Below are 17066 nucleotides of genomic sequence, written 5' to 3' on the forward strand. Positions count from 1 at the left end.
AAAAATGAAGCGTTCCATCGTTCTCGTCACCGTCACCGCTGCTCTCGGCCTGGCCGCGTGCACGTCCACGCCCGCGCCGGACAGCACTGCTACGTCTTCCAGCACGACGCCACCGGCCGCCCAGGTGGCCACCACGGTCGTCACCCAGACCGTGACCAACCCGCCCGCGCCACCGGCCAGGCCGGTGATCGGCTCGTTCGGCTACGGCGACCTGAAGCTCGGCATGACGCTCAAGCAGGCACTGGACGCCAAGCTGATCGGACCTGCCATCGAGCCCAGCGACGGCTGCTCACTCCACGAGATCGCCGGAACCAAGGAGCGCCTCTGGGTGTCGCCGAAAGTGGGGGTCGCGAGCATCAGTTTCACTGCGGACATGACTGCCGACGGCGCGGGCATCGGCGCGACCGAGGACAAGCTCAAGGCCGAGTACACCAACCTCGAGCCGACCGGCCCGAACTACACCTGGGTCGCCGAGGCGGACAACAACCCGAACGCCAAGTTCGTCTTCGGGGTGAACGCGGACACCAAGAAGGTCGTGGCGGCGTTCGTCTCGCTCAAGGGCCAGGACTGCCACAACTAGCCGGAAACGACGAAAGCCGCACCAGGCTCCAGTGCGGCTTTCGTCCTCTGTGGACTGTCAGCTTTGGACGGTCACCAGACGGGTGAACTCCGCGGGCAGGTTGAAGCCGTCCCAGTGGTCGGAGAACGTCAGCGCGTTGCCGAACGGCACGATGCGGTCGATGCCGCGGCCGGCCAGTTCGTGTGCCAGCGCTTCCAGCTCCTCCTGCGAGAAGCCGAACACCGACAGCGTCTGGTCCTTGCGCTGCACCATGGGCACGAGCGCGGACAGCGTCGGCAGCGTGGCGAACGGGAAGGTGCCCGCGCCCAGCCACTCGCGCGGCACGTCCGCCGCCGCCGTCAGCTCCAGGGTGGCGACCGCGTTGCCGTCGAACGAGATCGACTTCGCGTGGCCGTCCGCCGCGACACCGTAGGCGGAGACGCGCTTCTGCACTGCCATCGCGGGCTCGACGACGTGGTTCTTGGCTTCGAGCACCTTGGTCAGCTCGGCCCGAAACTCGGTCCGTGCCTGCTGGCCCGCGACGTCGTCACCGACCCAGAACAGGGCGCGCGGCGACGAGCAGGCGGCCTGGTCGAACCAGTACGAGTCGTTGTAGAAACCGACGGCCACGTCGCGCTTCTGCTCCGGCGTGGCGGAAACCCAGCCGTCGACGGAGATCAGGGCGAACGAGGCGCGGTCGGGGAACGTGACGTCGCGCGCGTGCGGCGCGAGCGGCATCTTGCGCACCTCGTTGACGGCGCGGTCGCCGCCCCAGATGACGCGCAGGTCGCACGCTGCGGACAGCGCCGCGGTCACCTTGTCGTCGCGGTCGTAGGTGACCATGACCTGGGTCTGCGCGACGGCCGGGTGAGCGTCCTTCAACGCGTCGTTCAGCGCCTCGACGACGGCCTCCGCGGCACCCGCCGAACGCGGCGAGATGCGCACGACGTTGCTGTTGCCTGCCAACGCGGACAGCGCCCACGAGTACACGAAGATCGTGTCGACGTTGGCGGGCGGGATGTGGAAGACGAGGCCGCGGCCGAAGCGCAGCACGCCTTGCGGGGTCTCCAGCTGGCGCAGCACCTTGTTGATCTCGCTGCGGCGCAGGAAGAACCCGAGCGACGCGAGTTCCGGGTAGCGGCGGGCCATCTGCGGGGCGAGCAGCTTGCGCGCGAACTTCACCAGGAAGTCGACGATCCGCTCGTCGCCGACCTTCAGCCGGCCGTCGGTGGGCTCGCCGGAGATGCTCGCGAGGAGCTCGTCGACCGAGGAGACGTCAGATCCTGCCGGGAAACGGCGCTTCATGAGGCCACAGCTCCAGAGAAGGTGTCCGAACAGCCGCGCGCCTCGGCCCGCGGGAGCCTGCCGAGCACGGAGAACCGCTTGCCGGGCCAGTCGCCGTCGTCGACGCCGTGCACCACACCGAGGTCCTCGGTCAGCAGCACGTGGCCCGGGTAGCTGCGGGGCAGCGTCGAGATGACCTCGATGACACCGGGAACGCCGACGGGCTGCTCCTCCCAGGTCTCCGGGTTGCGGATGATGACGTCCGCGAAGTCCGGGCAGTACAACGAGTTCCCGGAACGGCCCTCCAGGAAGACCGTGCCGATCTGCTCGATCATCCCGTAGTAGTTGTAGATCTGGGTCAGGCCCGTGTCCTCGGCGAAGCGCTTGCGGAACTCCGCGTTGTCGACCGCGATGTCGATGAGCTTCTTCCAGCCACCGGAGTGGATGAGGATGCCGTTCGACAGGTCGAGCTCGTGCTCACGCGCGACCTCGTAGAGGTACTGCCACACCATGAAGGTGAAGCCGAAGATCAGGAACGGCTCGGAGCCGTGCTTGGCGAGGAACTCCTTGACCGCCTCGACGTCCGGCTGGTCGTTCTCGTCCAGCGCGTAGACGTGGCTGCGGCCGAACGTCGCCATGCCCAGCACGCCGGCGCCGCGAGCGGAGAACGAGCGGCGGTTCTTGATGATGCCGATGGTGTCGACCATCAGCATCGGCAGCCGCTTGCCGCCGAGCACTTCCTGCAGCGTCGCGCCGAGCTGGCGGGTCTGCACCGCGGCGGCGTCCTTGTCGAGGTAGATCCGGGACGCGCCACCGCCGGTCGTGCCGGACGACGTGAGCACCTTGAAGACCTCGGAGTCCGGAATGGACTTCAGCTCGTGCGTCTTGAACATGCGCACCGGCAGCCACGGCAGGTCGTTCAACGACCCGAACTTCTCGCCGGAGGAGATGCCGAGCGACGACAGGATCCGGTCGTACTGCTCGGAGTTCGCGCGGTGGTGCTCGGTCAGCTCGGTCAGTTCGGCCAGCAGCGCGGTCTCGCGCTCGGCCTGACCGCGTCCGAAGACGCTCATACCTGTGCCTCCAGTGACCGGTAGTCGATCTTGCCGCTGGGCAGTTGCGGGAAACCCTCTGCCGGACGCACGTCGAAGCCCGTGACGTGCAGGTGCAGCGTCTCGGACAGCAACTTCGCGGCCTGCTTGCAGGTGTCCTTCTCGGCCCTGTCGAGGAAGACGACGACCTTGTCGCCCGCGGGCACGGCGGCGGCTGCGCCGAAGCCCTTCACGATCTGCTCCAGGTCGTCCAGGTTGACCCGGTTGCCGAACACCTTGCCGATTCGCTTGAGCCGGCCGGTGATGTAGAGGAACCCGTCGGCGTCGAGGTAACCGAGGTCGCCGGTGACGAGCACGCCGCCGGTCTCGTCGCCGAGAGCGAGCTCGGCTTCGGACTCGGCGTAGCCCATCATCACGTTCGGCCCGCGGTACACCACCTCACCGGCAACACCGGGCTCGGTGATTTCGTTCCCGGCCTCGTCGCGGATCGCGAACGTGCCGCCGGGAAGGGCGGGACCCGCGGAGCCGAGCTTCTCGGTGAGCCGGTCGGCCGGCACGGTGGCCATCCGGGGCGCGGCCTCCGTCTGGCCGTACATCACGAACATCTGCCCGCCGGCGGCGCGCATCTTGTCGTTGAACTCGGTGACCAGGTCGGTGCGGAGCTTGCCGCCCGCCTGCGTCAGGGTGCGCAGCGTGGGGTACTTGGCCGGGTCGAACCGCAGCCGGCGCAGCATCTCGTAGTGGTACGGGACACCTGCGAGCGACGTCACGCCGTACTGCGTGACCGCGTCCCAGAACGGCCGCGCCACGACGCCGGAGCCCTCCAGCAGCACCGTCGCGCCCTTGCGCAGGTGGCTGTTGAGCACGGACATGCCGTAGCTGTAGTGCAGCGGCAGGCTGGTCGGCGCGACCTCGTTCTCGTCGATGCCGAGCACCTCGGCGATCGCGTCGGCGTTCGCGAGGATCGCCGAGCGGGACAGCCGCACGAACTTCGGGTTACCGGTGGAGCCGCTGGTCGGCAGCATCACGGCCAGGTCGGGGTGCGGGGCGACGCCGTCCGCGTCCTCGCGCACCCAGTCCTGCGAGTACCCCTGTGCGGGTTCGTCGTCGATGCCCAGCACGGCCGCGGGGCGGAAGCGGGACACGAGCCCGTCCAGCACCTCGCGGTCCTGCGCCGGGTCGAGCAGCGCGACGGCGCGGCCGGCCTCGAACGCACCCAGGTACCGCAGCACGCTCGTCAGGTCCAGGCCGACCCGGAGGAACAGCACCCCGGACGGCAGATCGGCGAGTTCCTTCGCCGCCTCGGACACGCGTCCGGCGAGCTCGGCACCGCCGAGCAGCTCACCGGTCGCGGCGTCACGCAGGCGGGCCTGAGCGTGCAGCAGCGTCACAGCACCAAACCTCCGTCGATCCCGAGCACCTGACCGGTGACGAACGAGGCGTCGTCACTGCTCAGGAATCGGATCACCTTGGCCACTTCTTCCGCGGTGCCGAGCCGGCCGAGGGCGGTGTCGCCCTTCACCCGCTCCAGCACCTCGTCGGACTGCTCCGAGATCAGGTCGGTCTGGATCACGCCGGGCGCGACCGCGTTGACCCTGATCCCGTGCCTGCCGAGTTCCTTCGCCGCGGACTTCGCGGCCGCGACCAGCGCCGCCTTGGACGCCGCGTAGACCATCTGACCCGCGTTGCCGCGCTCGCCAACGATCGAGCCGATCAGCACGATCGAGCCGGTGCGCTTGCGCATCATGGCCCGCGCCGCCGCCTGCACGGAGTTGATCGTGCCGGCGACGTTCGTGGTCAGCGTCCTGTTCACGTGGTCGTCGGTGAGCATGCCGATGAGGCCGCCCTCCAGCACGCCCGCGCTGGCCACGAGCACGTCGATGCGCCCGTGCTCCTTCGAGATCGCCTTGAAGACGTCCTTGATCGCGGCGGAGTCGGCGACGTCGAGCGCCATGCCGTGGACGCGTTCGCCCAGCTCGGCGGCACGCTTCTCGGTCGTCTCGCGATCGCGGCCGGTGATGACGACGGTCGCGCCCGCCTCGGCCAGCGCCGCGGCGGTCGCGAAGCCGATGCCACGCGTGCCGCCGGTGACGACCGCTACCTTGCCGGCGAAGTCACTCACCAGCGCCGAGGCCCTTCAGCATGTCGACGGCGACCTTGAAGCTGCTCATGTCGATGACCTGCTCGGTCTCGAACTCGACGTCGAACTCGTCCTCGATGGCGGCGACGAGCGCCATGTGGCCGACCGAGTCCCACTCATCGATGTCGCGGTACTTCAGGTTCTCGACGTCAACCGAGTCGTCGAGCTGGAGGGCGTCCACGAAGACACCACGAAGACGGTCGTTCAGGGACATCGTTCTCTCGTTCTCTCGGACGGTGTGGGTCAGTGCTCGTTCGAACGCTCGGTCCACGCCTTGAGCAGCGCGGCGAGCTCCTCCGGCAGGCCGGCGGGAACCTCCGCCTCCTTGCCGGTCAGGAAACCGGTGAGAGCGGCGATCGCGGCCTCGTCGCAGCCGCGCCGCGACAGGCCGATGACGTTGACGCCGGTGGTGCGGGCCGGGTTGCCCAGGGTGATGGTGAACGCACCGACCTCCTTGCGGATGGCCGAGCCCAGCCCGATCATCGCGCCAGGGCCGATCTGCGTGCCCTGGTGCACGACGGTGCCGAGGCCGATGTTGGAGCCGCTCCACACGTGGCAGTGGCCGGCGATCTGCACGGCGCTCGTGATCACGACGCTGTTGTCGATGACGCAGTCGTGCGCGATGTGCGCGCGGCCCATCACGTAGTTGTCGTTGCCGACCCTGGTCGGCTCCTTGGCGCCCTGGTTGATCGTGACGAACTCGCGGATGCGGTTGCGGTCGCCGATCACCACGCCGGGGCCGTCGTTCTCGCCGTCCCAGCCGGCCAGGTGCGGCGCGCTCAGGAACTCGGCGGGGCCGCCGATGCTGACGTGCGGGCCGATGAAGTTGCCGTCACCGATCCGGGCGGGCCCGGCGATGACCGTGTACGGCCCGATCACGTTGTCGTCGCCGATCTCGACGTCCTTGCCGATGATCGCGGTCTCGTGAATGCGGTTCGCCACTGATCCCTGTCCTGCCCGTGAGTTGATGTGTAACCCACGTCACCAGGGCACTTCCACCCGACGGGGCCGGTAGGCCACTCTACTTCACGGGCAGAACAGGGCCTGACCGGCTACGAATTCAGCAAGCTCAAGCTCGCGTCCATGACGATCCGTTCAGTGGTGCCGGCGGCGGGCACCGCGGTGTCCGAGAACTTCAGCGGACCAGGCCACGCGTACGAGACGCAGTAGCTGTTGATCCCGGCGACGGTGGAGTCGCCCTGGTTCCACCCGGCCTCGTAGCCGAGGTGCAGGTTGCCGCCGGAGCGCAGCGTGTCGTTGTCCGCGACGTAGCCCTCGCACTCGTTGGCGTATCCCATGACCCAGAGGTTTCCGGGGAAGGCCGCGTGCAGTTTCACGTCGTAGGCGGACAACGGCTCGTGCGCGAGAGCCAGGATGCTCAGGCCGCCGAACCGCCAGCGTTGGATCGGCATCGGCATCGACGTGGGCAGCTGGCCCCCGTCGATCAGCTTCACCATCAGGGCGGCGTGCCGGCGGTTCGGGTCGGTCTGCGGCAGCACCTTGAGCCGGAGCTTGTACCTCGCGCGGACCGCGGCCAGCACGTCCGGGTTGGCGGTGTTGGTGTGGAACGGCAGGTTGACCTCGGTCATCGCCGTGTTGACCGGTCCCGTGACGGTGTCGAACCCGTCGTCGCCGAGGACGTCGAGGACCGCCTGGCCCAGGACGGCGCCCAGCTGTTCGGTGGTCTCCGGGACGTGCGGGTCGTTCGCCTCCTGGTCGCCGCACGCACCCTGGACGAACAGCGCGGGCACGCCCAGCTCGTTCTCGATCAGCGCGGAGGCGACGGCAGGGAACTCGCCGTCGAACACCTCGTCGTTGCCGCGCGAGACCGGGTGGCACGCCGCTCCGAACACGATTGCGAACAGGTCGCCGTCGGTGTTGTCGAGGCGCAGCACCGGCACGGTGTCCAGCACGGCGAAATTGTCCGCCACCCGGTTGTGGCCGATCTTGGCCTCGCCCTCGGCGTACGACAGCGTGACGGCGGTGCGCTCCAGGTCCAGAGTGTCGCGGACCAGCTGCACCAGTGCGTCGGTGATCAGCCACGTCGTGCCGTTGACCGCGTCGACGTCGGCCTGGCTCAGGCCCATCATCACCTGCGGGCTCGGCTTGGTGTCGCCGTACAACGGGCCCGAGTGCGTGTGGCTCGCCAGCAGCATCAGGTCGTTCGCGGCGACCAGTCCCTCGGCTACGAGGGTCCCCCTGATCGCCTGGTTGACGTCCCTCGGGATGCTGATGAGGTCTGCACGCAGCAGAATCTTCGGCACGCCGCCGTCCCAGAGCACGAGGCACTGGGCGCGCAACCGGCGGGCGATCGCGCCGTGGTTGCCGCGCGGGCCCCAGCCGTACCCGCCCATCCACAGGCTCGGATAGGGCGGGTTCTCCGGCGTGATGTCGACTTCGCCGACCGCAGCTTCGAATGACATGACAACTAACCCCCTACTTGCCGACACCACACCCCCATGTGGTGTTCTGCAAGGAGGACGCCGTCAGGCCCGGCGAAATACAGGTTTTGGAAAAGTTTTACCTGAGAACTTCCAGGCCGCCCATGAACGGACGCATCGCTTCGGGGACGACGACGGAGCCGTCGGCCTGCTGGTGGTTCTCGAGGATCGCCACGATCCACCGGGTGGTGGCCAGCGTGCCGTTGAGCGTGGCCGTGATCTGCGACTTGCCGTTCTCGTCGCGGTAGCGGATGTTCAGGCGGCGCGCCTGGAACGTGGTGCAGTTCGACGTCGAGGTCAGCTCGCGGTACTTCTGCTGCGTCGGAACCCAGGCCTCGCAGTCGAACTTGCGGTGCGCCGACGTGCCGAGGTCACCCGTCGCCGTGTCGATGACGCGGTAGGGCACCTCGATCTTGGCGAGCATCTCCTCTTCCCAGCCGAGCAGCCGGGCGTGCTCCGCCTCGGCGTCCTCGGGCTTGACGTAGGAGAACATCTCGACCTTGTTGAACTGGTGCACGCGGATGATGCCGCGGGTGTCCTTGCCGTACGACCCGGCCTCGCGGCGGTAGCACGACGACCAACCCGCGTACCGGCGTTCCCCGTCGAGGATCTCGTCGGCGTGGTAGCCGGCGAGCGGCACCTCCGACGTGCCCACGAGGTACAGGTCGTCGTTCGGCAGGTGGTAGATCTCGCTCGAGTGCGCGCCGAGGAACCCGGTGCCCGCCATGATCTCCGGCCGCACCAGCGTGGGCGTGATCATGAGCTCGAACCCGTTGGCCGTGGCCTGCGCCGCCGCCATGTTGAGCAGCGCGATCTCGAGCTGCGCGCCGACGCCCTTGAGGAAGTAGAACCGCGAGCCGCCGACCTTCGCGCCGCGTTCCATGTCGATCGCGCCGAGCTTGGTGCCCAGGTCGAGGTGGTCCTGCGGCTCGAAGTCGAACACGCGCGGCTCACCGACGGTCTTGACGACCACGAAGTCGTCCTCGCCGCCGACCGGCGCGTCCGGGTGCACGAGGTTCGGGATCCTGCCCAGGAGTTCCTGGACCTCGTCGTTGGTGGCGTGCTGCTCGGCCTCGGCGGCCTTGACCTCCGCGGCCAGGTCCTTCGCCTTGACCAGCAGGGCGGTCTTCTCGTCGCCCTTGGCCTTGCCGACCTCCTTGCCGAGCACTCGCTGCTCGGCGCGCAGGGTGTCCGCACGGGAGATCGCGGAACGCCGGCGCTCGTCGGCGGACAGCAGGCTGTCGACGACGCCCTCGTCCTCGCCACGAGCACGCTGCGACGCGCGCACTGTCTCCGGGTTCTCGCGCAACACCTTGAGGTCAATCACCCTGCGAAGGGTAGTCCCCGGAGGATTCGCACTTCACGCGGATATCCGGTTCGCGCTGTTCAACGAAGGACAGCGCGGCGGCCCCCGGCAACGCGAAGGGACCCGGCGCCTGAGCACCGGGTCCCTCGTCGAAGCGAGTACTAGACGATCGCGACGGCCACCACGAGGCCGAGCGCAACGTGTGCCGAGGCCACGACGACGGAGGCCGGGGCGAAGCGGTCCGACTCGATCAGCGAGCCGATGTCCAGGCGGGTCACCCACTCCAGCAACCGGACGGCCGCCACCTGCACGATGATGCCGAGAAGGCCGTAGATCAGGGAGGACAGCAGGCCCTCGTCGAGCTTGCCGGCCGAGCTGTAGATGGCGACGACGATGATCAACGCCATCGAGACGAGGCCGGAGGCGGTCACGATGACGGCGTTCGGGGCCCCGTTGCGGACGAGGGCGGAGAGCTTGCCCGGCGTCGTCCAGTCGATCGCGTAGAAGCCGAACACCATGAGGACCAGACCGACGACGGCGTACAGCGCGATCGCGCCGATGCCCCGGCCGATGGCCGAGCCGAAGCCGGGGTCCAACGCGAGCGTGTAGTCCATTTCCCGTTCCCTTTCGGAGTCTTACTCAACAATTCGATGCGGCACGAACGCCGCGCCATCGTCGGTCACCAGACCGACCGTTTCCCGGATGCCGAGGCCGGCCGACGTGTCGCCGACGACCCAGGCACCCAACGCGGGGCGGTAGCCGTCGAACTCCGGAAGCGGATCGAACAGCTGGTAGACGAAGCCTTCTTTGCCGTACACGCCGCCGGTCTGCGTTTCGTAGCCGGGAGCGACGATCTGGATGTTCGACCCCTCGCGGCCGAGCAGCGGCTTGCGCACGTACTCGGTGAGCATGCCGGGGTCGTTCAGGAAGGCGGGGAGCAGGTTGGGGTGGCCCGGGTACATCTCCCACAGGACCGCGAGCAGCGCCTTGTTGGAGAGCAGCATCTTCCACAGCGGCTCGACCCACAGCGTGCCGGGCAGCGACTCGACGGCGTGGCGGCCGAACTGCTCCTCGACCACCCACTCCCACGGGTAGAGCTTGAAGACCGTGCCCATCGGGGCCTCTTCGAGGTCGACGAACCGGTTGAGCAACGTGTCCCAGCCGACCTCCTCGATCGCGAGGCCCACGGTGTTCAGGCCGGCTTCTGCGGCCGTCTCCTGCAGGCAGGCGATCGTGAGGTGGTCCTCGCCGGACGGGTCGGCGCCCGACCAGGTGAAGTGCAGCTCGCCGGAGGGCAGCTTGGCGCCGATCTCCGTCCACCGCTCGACCAGGCGCTCGTGCAACGAGTTCCACTGGTCGTCGTCCGGGAAGACGTCTTCCTTCCACTGCCACTGGATGTAGCCGGCTTCCAGCAGCGACGTGGGGGTGTCCGCGTTGTACTCGAGCATCTTCGCGGGGCCGGAGCCGTCGTAGCGCAGGTCGAAGCGGCCGTACACGTGCGGGTCGCGGCGGCGCCACGACTCGGCGATGTGCGGCCACACCCACTCGGGGATGCCGAAGTCGCGGTACCGCTCGGTGAGCACCACGTTGTCCACCGCGTCGAGGCACATGGAGTGGAGCAGCTCGACGTCGGCTTCGAGCGAGAGGATGTCGCTCATCTCGAACACGTAGTGCACCGACTCGTCCCAGTACGGGCGGTCGGCGCCGTTCGCGTACTTCGCGGGCAGGCCGAACACCAACCCCTGGTCAGAGACCGTCCGCTGCCAGTTCGGCCGCGGCTGCGAGGTTTCACGACGCAACTGTGCTCAGCCTCCGCTGCTCTTCGAGCCGCTGCTGACGCCGAAGCCGCCGCGCTGAACCGAGGTGCCCGACTTCGTGGTGACGTTCGCACCCTTCGGGACCGTGTAGCTACCGCCGACGGCCTTCTGCCCGACGTTGCCGGAGCTGCCGTAGTTGTAGCGGTACGAGCTGCCGCCGATGTAGATGAAGCCGCCGCTGCTGTAGCCGCCGTGGCTGCTGTAGTACGACTGGTCGCAGTAGTCGTCGTCGACGATCACGTTGTTCGAGTCGGTGCACTGCGCCGTGACGTTCTTGGGGCTGGCGGCCGCGTACCAGATCGCGACCAGCGCGATCACGCCCACGGTCACGCCACCGCCGATGAGCAGGCGTTTGCGCGTCTTCCGCTTCTTCTCGAAGGCGGCGGACTCGGCGGCGAACCGCTCTTGCTGCGCCTTCAGCGCGGCTGCACGAGCGCGTTGCTCGGCGACCGTCGCCTGGCGCGGCTTCGTCATGCCGGGCTGCTGCTGGCGCACCTTGCCCTTGGCAGGCGGCTGTCCCGGCTGGTTCTGGCCAGGCTGAGGAGCCGCCGGCTGGTACGGCGGCGGCTGCTGGCCTGCCTGCTGAGGCTGGCCGGGCTGTTGCGGCTGGCCGGGCTGTCCCGACGGCGACCCAGGCTGGGGCGTCGGCTGGCCAGGTCCTGGCAGGTTGTTGTCAGTCATCACCACTCCCGCGGGCAAGGTACCTAGCAAGACAGCTGAAACATGGCCAATTCGGTGACGAGTGTCCTAATAGCAACACTCGACCCAACCCGGCGCACAGCCGTCTCACACGGCACGGGCATCATGGTTGAGATGTCTCCGAGCGCCGGTTGGTTGAGTCGATCTGGTCACATCCGCGACACGCGGCTTGTGATGGTCGGCGCTTTCGTGGGCGCGTTCGGCTTGTTGATGTTGTCCGCGTTCACGTCTGTGCTGGCAGGAGGCCCGCTCGGCACCAAACGCGAGCTGGTCAACGCCGCGTACCAGGCCGTCGCGGGCGAATGTCTCAACTGGGAGAAGCCCGACCTGTCGGACGCGCAGAAGGTCGACTGCACGGCCGCGCACAAGTTCGAGGTCAGCGGAACGGCGGACATCACCGCCGCGTACCCGAAGGAAGCGCCGTTCCCGAACGGCGAGGCCTGGGAGAAGATCGCCCAGGACAACTGCGCGCAGGCGTCGACCACCTACATGGCCGGCAAGCTCGACCCGAAGGGCAAGTACGGCGTCAGCACCCTGAACCCGGACGAGAGCCGCTGGTCGAGCGGCTACCGCCAGCTCAGGTGCGGTCTGCAGGTCACGGCCCCCTCCGGCGCCGCCCTGCCGTCGTTCGGCAGCGCGAAGACCCAGGACCAGTCGAACGTCTACGACCCCGGCGTCTGCGTCGCGCTCGCCGACAACAACACGGTCGGTGACCCGATCGAGTGCGCCAAGCCGCACGCGTTCGAGATCGTCGGCGTCGTGCAGCACCCGGAAGGCGCGTTCGTGGCGCCCGAGCAGCAGGACACCGTGATGTCCGAGAAGTGCGCCGCGATAGCCGCCGAGTACACCGGCGGCGCCGACCTGAAGGCCAAGAACCTGCTGATCACCTGGGACACGCGCGCCGAGGAGAGCTGGGCCGTCGGCTCGCGCAAGGCCAACTGCAAGATCGGCGCCGTCCCCCAGGGCGAGAAGCTCGTGGCGTGGGAGGGCACCGTCCGCAACCCCAACGGCGCGCCGCTGACCACCGCGAACCCGCCGCAGACCACCTCGGTCAAGGCCCAGGCCGAACCCACCGGCGCCCCGCTGCACTCCGAGTCCGGCCAGCCGCCCTCCGGCGAGTCCGGCAAGCCCTCGGACTCCGGCAAGCCCGACAAGCCGTCCTCCAGCGCGCCCCCTTCGAGCACTGAGAACCGATGACCGTAGAGATGACCCGAGCTCGCTTCGACGAGCTGGTCGAAGAGGCCCTGGACCTGGTCCCACCCGACTTCATGCACGCGATGAACAACGTCGTGGTGCTGGTCGAGGACCGCAACCCCGACGAGCCGTCACTGCTCGGGCTCTACCAGGGCATCGCGCTGACCGAGCGCAACTCCGACTACGGCGGCGCCCTGCCCGACCACATCTTCATCTACCGCGAAGCGATCCTCGACATCTGCGACAGCGAGGACGACGTGATCGAAGAAGTGATCATCACGGTCGTGCACGAGATCGCGCACCACTTCGGGGTGGACGACGCCAAGCTGCACGAGCTGGGCTGGGGCTGACCCGCGCCTCGTCTGAGTCAGGACTGGTCGAGTGCCCGCTCGATCGCCCGCCGCGCCCGGCCGACCGCAGCCTGGTCGTGCTGGAGCTGCATCGCCGCGTTCAGCGCGAGCCCCGCGGCCAGGATCTCGAACAACGCCTGGTCGACGTCGAACCCGCCGGCCAGTTCGCCGCCCTGCACCGCCGCGACCAGGTCCGCCCGCAGCTGTCCCTGCCAGCGCGACCACACCTCGGCCACCGCGTCCCGCACCGCGCCGGGCCTGCCGTCGTACTCGCTCAGCGCCGCGGTCATCAGGCAGCCGCCGGGCAGCAGCGGTTCAGCCAGGTAGTTCACGGAGTTCGCGCACACCACGCGCAGCCGCCGCAGGCCGGGCGGTTCGGGCAGGGCCGGTTCGACCACGCGGTGCCAGAAGTCGACGAACGCCTTGTCGAGGGTGTCGATCTGCAGGGTCTCCTTGGTGCCGAAGTGCTTGTGCACCCCGGACTTGCTCATCTCCAGCTCCTCGGCGAGGCGGCCGATGGTGATGCCGTCGAGCCCTTCCTCCGAGGCGATCTCGGCGGCGCGGCTCAGGATCCGGCCTCGGGTGAGGAGCGCGTCGGCTGCGGAGCGTCGCGGGGACATGTGACGAGAATAGCGTACGCACGTTCGCTATTGATTTGGCGAACGCTCGTACTCTAAGTTCAGCTCACCGACGCGAGGAGTGCGAGATGCGAGTTCGACGACTGGGCTGGGCCGGCATCGAGGCCGAGGCGGGCGGGGCGCGACTGGTGATCGACTACGTGCAGGACCTGTCACCGCTGTTCACCGGCTGGCGGCCGGGGATCGGGCTGATGCCGCCGGGCGGGAAGGTCACCGCCGCGCTGGTCACCCACCTGCACCGCGACCACACCGACGCGACGGCGCTCGCCGGGGTGCTGACGCCGGGAGCACCGGTTCTTCGCCCGGCGCCTGGCCACGGCGACGACGTGGACAACGTGACGACGTTGCTGAGCGAGCACGAACTGGCCGAGCACCGGCTGGCCGCCGAGGTGGTGGACACCTGGTCCGAACGCGAGATCGGACCGTTCCGCGTCACCGCCGTCCCGTCCGTCGACGGGCTGGGCGATCCCCAGCTCAACTGGGTGGTGGAGGCGGACGGGCAGCGCGTCTTCCACGGCGGCGACACGATGTTCCACGGCTGGTGGTGGCTGGTGGCGCGCCGGTTCAGCCCGTTCGACGCGGCATTTCTACCGGCCAACGGCGCGGTGGTGAACGCGCCGCACCTCCAGCCGCCGAGCCCGGTGCTCGCCGCGATGGACCCGTTCCAAGCCGCCGCCGCGGCGACGATCCTCGGAGCCCGGCACGCCGTGCCGATGCACTACGAGCAGGAACAGCCGGTGAAGCTGCCCGGCTACGTCGAGGTCGCCGACCCGGAGGGTGAGTTCCGCGAGCACGCGGGGCAACGCGCGCACGTGCTCGCCGTCGGAGAGTGGCTCGACCTGGGCTACTGAACCTCGACGCCCGCCCACGACCGGCACACCCAGCCGTCGCCGTCCGACTCCAGCACCACGACACCGGTGTTCGGCAGCAGGTTCTCGGCCAGTTCCACCGGCACGTTCGACGCCAGCGCCAGCGCGCCCATCCGCCCGGCGCCACCGTGCGTCACGACCATGACGGTGCCGTCCTGCTGGATCGACTCGACCGCGCCCAGGAACCTGTCCAGCACCTGCTGCCCGGTCTCGCCGCCGCCGGGAAACGCCACGTCAAGGGCGCCCTCGGCCCACTTGATGACCGTTTCCAGGTACGTCTTGTAGGCCTCGGTGTCGTTGCGGCCCTCCAGCGAGCCGACCTGGATCTCCTCCACGCCCTGCAGGATCTGGACGGGCAGGCCGAGGCGTTCGGCGGTGGGCGCGGCGGTCTGCTGGGCTCGCAGGCCGATGCTCGCGTAGACCGCGACGATCTCCTCGGCGGCGAGGGTGTCGGCCAGTTCGCGGGCCTGCTTGCGGCCCAGTTCGGTGAGCGGGGGGCCTGGCATGGCCGTGTCCAGCCTGCGCTCGATGTTCGACGCCGTCTCACCGTGCCTGACCAGCAGCAACCTCACCCGCGCTCGCCCTTTCTGACAGCATCGACCCAGGAGGCGGCTGCGGCGAACTCGGCGTTGTGGGCCTCGACGGGCCCCTGGTCGGCCTTCGGGAAGGACCCGAGGAACCGGATCTCGCGCGAGTGTCGGTGCAGCGCGGCCAGCGCGTCACCGATCCTCGGCTCCGCGATGTGCCCCTCGACGTCGATGTAGAAGCGGTACGTCCCCAGTTTGCCCTTTTGGGGGCGCGATTCGAGGCCGGTGAGATTGATGCCACGCAACGCCAGCTCGGTGAGCAGCTCGGACAGCACGCCCACGCGGTCCGGAGTGGTCACGACGACGCTCGTGCGGTCTGCGCCGGTCGGCTCAGGCAGCTGACCCGGACGCTGGAGCAGCAGGAACCGCGTGCGCGCGTCCGGCACGTCCAGGATGTCCGTCGCGTACTCGTCCAGCTTGTAGTGGTTCACGGCGACAGGAGCGGAGACGGCCGCGTCGAACTCGCCACGCTCCACGGCGGCAGCGGCGGACGCGGTCGACGAGGTGGCGATCGAGGTGACGCCCGGCAGCGTGGCGGCGATCCACTCGCGGACCTGGGCCAGCGCGTGCGGGTGCGACGCGATGGTGCGGATCTCGGGGGTGCCCGGACGCACCAGGACGCTGAACCGGACGTCCAGCACCGTCTCGGCCACCGCGACGACCGGTTCGTCGCGCACGAGCGCGTCCAGCGTCGCCGGCACCGCGCCCTCGACGGAGTTCTCGATCGGCACGCACGCGAAGTCGGTCGACCCGTCGCGCAACGCGGCGAAGGCGAGCGGGATGGTCTCGACGGGGACGAGTTCACCCTCGAACCGCATGGCGGCCTGCTCGGTGAAGGTCCCCTGTGGTCCGAAGTACGCAATGCGAGGCACCCGCACACAGTAGAGGCGCGAATCACGCCTGTGTCGGGGGCCAATCCTGGGTTCCGCCGGGACCGTTCGAACTGGAATGCTTGGGGCGTGCCCGCTCTAGCGCCAGAACTCGTGTTGTGCGCGGTCGACGAACCGATGGCGAACGCCTGGCTCGCCGTCGCGGACGGCCGCGCCGGGGTGCGGGTGCACCGCGGGTCCGTTCTGGACATCCACGCGCAGGCCATCGTCAGCCCGGCGAACTCGCAGGGCTGGATGCGCGGTGGCATCGACGCGGTCTACGCCACGGCGTTTCCCCAGGTCGAGAACAACGTCCGCAGCGCCGTTCTCGCGCTGCACGGCGGTGAGCTCCCGGTGGGCGAGGCGCAGATCGTGGCGACCGGCGAGACCGAACCGGCATGGCTCATCAGCGCCCCGACGATGCGCCTGCCCGGCGAGCGGCTGCCGGTCGACACCGTCCACCCGTACCTGGCCGCGCGCGCCGTGCTGATGCTCTGGCTCGGCGGTCGCCTGGAGGACGGCACTCCGGTGCGCGACGCCGTCCACACCATCGCGATGCCGGGACTCGGCACCGGGGTGGGAGGCGTCGCACCGTCCACTTGCGCCCATCAGGTCGCCGCCGCGTGGGACGAGGCGTTCAACCCTCTGCACGTCTGAGTTCCGGTTGTGCACAACCCTGTGGACAAAGCTGTGGATGCTTGTGGACTACTGCCGTGGCGCGACCCATCGTTCGAGGTCTATCTCGTCCGTGATGGGGATGCCGAATTCACCGACAGCCGGGATCTCCGGCTTGAGCCTGCGCGCTTCACGCACCGCGTCCGGTCTCAACGCCGCCAGCTTGAACCCGCGGCGCTGGTAGAACCGGACCGCGTCGAGGTTGTCGTTGGTGGTCGTCAGGCGCACCCGGTTGCAGCCGAGCGTGCGTGCCTGGCGAACCGCGGCGTCGACCAGCGCGGTGCCGACGCCGCGGCCTCGCCGAAGCGCGTCGATCGTGACGATCTCCAGCTGGTGGTTCGCCACCGCATAGGTCAGCAGGCCCAGCACCTGACCCTGCTTCTCCACGAGGAAGCCCGGCAGACTCGCCGGGAAGAACACCTCGCCGTGCGCGACGGCGGTGTGCGCTCCCCATAGCTCGAGGACCAATCGGGCGACAACTATGCGATCTGCTTCCTCGACCGGTCGTACCGAGCCTTCTGCCATGACAAGAACTGTGCCAATTTGAGTCACACTCAGGAACAGCCATTCGACGTACGGTGGATTC

Annotated in this window: 20 protein-coding genes; 5 read left to right on the top strand and 15 right to left on the bottom strand. The window is 68.8% G+C overall.

Annotated elements, in window-relative coordinates; genetic code table 11:
• Positions 1-4 precede the first annotated feature (4 nt).
• Positions 5-580 (top strand): hypothetical protein, encoded by a 576-nt coding sequence (locus OG205_RS31895; RefSeq protein ID WP_330271660.1) that lies wholly within the window; start codon positions 5-7, stop codon positions 578-580.
• A 57-nt stretch (positions 581-637) separates the two neighbouring features.
• Here the strand turns inward: OG205_RS31895 and OG205_RS31900 are convergent, their stop codons facing one another.
• From OG205_RS31900 to OG205_RS31950, 11 genes are all read right to left on the bottom strand, one after another.
• Positions 638-1864 carry an acyl-CoA reductase gene (locus tag OG205_RS31900; protein ID WP_330271661.1) on the bottom strand — a complete coding sequence of 409 codons (1227 nt, stop codon included), beginning with the start codon at positions 1862-1864 and terminating at the stop codon, positions 638-640.
• A complete protein-coding gene (locus OG205_RS31905) occupies positions 1861-2916 on the bottom strand; it encodes a LuxE/PaaK family acyltransferase (RefSeq protein WP_330271662.1) in 1056 nt (351 codons plus the stop codon). The genes OG205_RS31900 and OG205_RS31905 overlap by 4 nt, the downstream gene beginning before the upstream one ends.
• The gene (locus tag OG205_RS31910) at positions 2913-4286 is read right to left on the bottom strand and encodes an AMP-binding protein (protein WP_330271663.1); all 1374 of its coding nucleotides are present in this window, start codon (positions 4284-4286) and stop codon (positions 2913-2915) included. Before OG205_RS31910 ends, OG205_RS31905 begins: the two co-directional genes overlap by 4 nt.
• Entirely contained in the window at positions 4283-5017 is a 735-nt protein-coding gene (locus OG205_RS31915) for an SDR family NAD(P)-dependent oxidoreductase (protein ID WP_330271664.1), read from the bottom strand. Before OG205_RS31915 ends, OG205_RS31910 begins: the two co-directional genes overlap by 4 nt.
• On the bottom strand, positions 5010-5249 hold the full coding sequence (locus OG205_RS31920; RefSeq protein ID WP_319976228.1) for an acyl carrier protein: 240 nt from the start codon (positions 5247-5249) through the stop codon (positions 5010-5012). Before OG205_RS31920 ends, OG205_RS31915 begins: the two co-directional genes overlap by 8 nt.
• A 29-nt stretch (positions 5250-5278) precedes the next feature.
• A complete protein-coding gene (locus tag OG205_RS31925; protein ID WP_330271665.1) occupies positions 5279-5977 on the bottom strand; it encodes a UDP-N-acetylglucosamine acyltransferase in 699 nt (232 codons plus the stop codon).
• Between the two features lie 110 nt (positions 5978-6087).
• Positions 6088-7458: a hypothetical protein gene (locus tag OG205_RS31930; RefSeq protein ID WP_330271666.1), complete on the bottom strand. Its 1371-nt coding sequence runs from the start codon at positions 7456-7458 to the stop codon at positions 6088-6090.
• A 97-nt stretch (positions 7459-7555) separates the two neighbouring features.
• Complete coding sequence (gene serS, locus OG205_RS31935; protein ID WP_330271667.1) at positions 7556-8803, bottom strand: serine--tRNA ligase; 1248 nt, start codon at positions 8801-8803, stop codon at positions 7556-7558.
• A 140-nt stretch (positions 8804-8943) separates the two neighbouring features.
• Positions 8944-9396 (bottom strand): DUF350 domain-containing protein, encoded by a 453-nt coding sequence (locus OG205_RS31940; protein WP_330271668.1) that lies wholly within the window; start codon positions 9394-9396, stop codon positions 8944-8946.
• A gap of 21 nt (positions 9397-9417) precedes the next feature.
• Positions 9418-10581, bottom strand: a complete 1164-nt coding sequence (locus OG205_RS31945) for a glutathionylspermidine synthase family protein (protein WP_330271669.1) — start codon at positions 10579-10581, stop codon at positions 9418-9420.
• Positions 10582-10587: 6 nt separating this feature from the next.
• Entirely contained in the window at positions 10588-11280 is a 693-nt protein-coding gene (locus OG205_RS31950; protein WP_330271670.1) for a hypothetical protein, read from the bottom strand.
• 192 nt (positions 11281-11472) lie between these two features.
• Between OG205_RS31950 and OG205_RS31955 the strand changes: the two genes are divergently transcribed.
• Positions 11473-12495 carry a septum formation family protein gene (locus OG205_RS31955; protein WP_330271671.1) on the top strand — a complete coding sequence of 341 codons (1023 nt, stop codon included), beginning with the start codon at positions 11473-11475 and terminating at the stop codon, positions 12493-12495.
• Positions 12492-12842 (top strand): metallopeptidase family protein, encoded by a 351-nt coding sequence (locus tag OG205_RS31960; protein WP_319976237.1) that lies wholly within the window; start codon positions 12492-12494, stop codon positions 12840-12842. Before OG205_RS31955 ends, OG205_RS31960 begins: the two co-directional genes overlap by 4 nt.
• A 17-nt stretch (positions 12843-12859) precedes the next feature.
• Here the strand turns inward: OG205_RS31960 and OG205_RS31965 are convergent, their stop codons facing one another.
• Entirely contained in the window at positions 12860-13462 is a 603-nt protein-coding gene (locus tag OG205_RS31965) for a TetR/AcrR family transcriptional regulator (protein ID WP_330271672.1), read from the bottom strand.
• 86 nt (positions 13463-13548) lie between these two features.
• On the opposite strand from OG205_RS31965, the gene OG205_RS31970 reads away from it, so the two are divergent.
• On the top strand, positions 13549-14331 hold the full coding sequence (locus OG205_RS31970; protein ID WP_330271673.1) for an MBL fold metallo-hydrolase: 783 nt from the start codon (positions 13549-13551) through the stop codon (positions 14329-14331).
• Here the strand turns inward: OG205_RS31970 and OG205_RS31975 are convergent.
• Positions 14325-14921, bottom strand: coding sequence for a histidine phosphatase family protein (locus tag OG205_RS31975; protein ID WP_330271674.1), 597 nt, complete (start codon positions 14919-14921; stop codon positions 14325-14327). The two genes, OG205_RS31970 and OG205_RS31975, sit on opposite strands and share 7 nt — an antisense overlap.
• The gene (gene pheA, locus OG205_RS31980) at positions 14918-15808 is read right to left on the bottom strand and encodes a prephenate dehydratase (RefSeq protein ID WP_330271675.1); all 891 of its coding nucleotides are present in this window, start codon (positions 15806-15808) and stop codon (positions 14918-14920) included. Before pheA ends, OG205_RS31975 begins: the two co-directional genes overlap by 4 nt.
• Before the next feature lie 135 nt (positions 15809-15943).
• Between pheA and OG205_RS31985 the strand changes: the two genes are divergently transcribed.
• Positions 15944-16462 carry a macro domain-containing protein gene (locus OG205_RS31985; RefSeq protein ID WP_319976930.1) on the top strand — a complete coding sequence of 173 codons (519 nt, stop codon included), beginning with the start codon at positions 15944-15946 and terminating at the stop codon, positions 16460-16462.
• Between the two features lie 48 nt (positions 16463-16510).
• On the opposite strand, the gene OG205_RS31990 is transcribed toward OG205_RS31985, so the two are convergent.
• Positions 16511-17005: a GNAT family N-acetyltransferase gene (locus tag OG205_RS31990; protein ID WP_330271676.1), complete on the bottom strand. Its 495-nt coding sequence runs from the start codon at positions 17003-17005 to the stop codon at positions 16511-16513.
• Between the last annotated feature and the right edge of the window lie 61 nt (positions 17006-17066).

Source organism: Lentzea sp. NBC_00516, assembly GCF_036346835.1.
In the GTDB taxonomy this organism is placed as follows: Bacteria; Actinomycetota; Actinomycetes; order Mycobacteriales; family Pseudonocardiaceae; genus Lentzea; species Lentzea sokolovensis.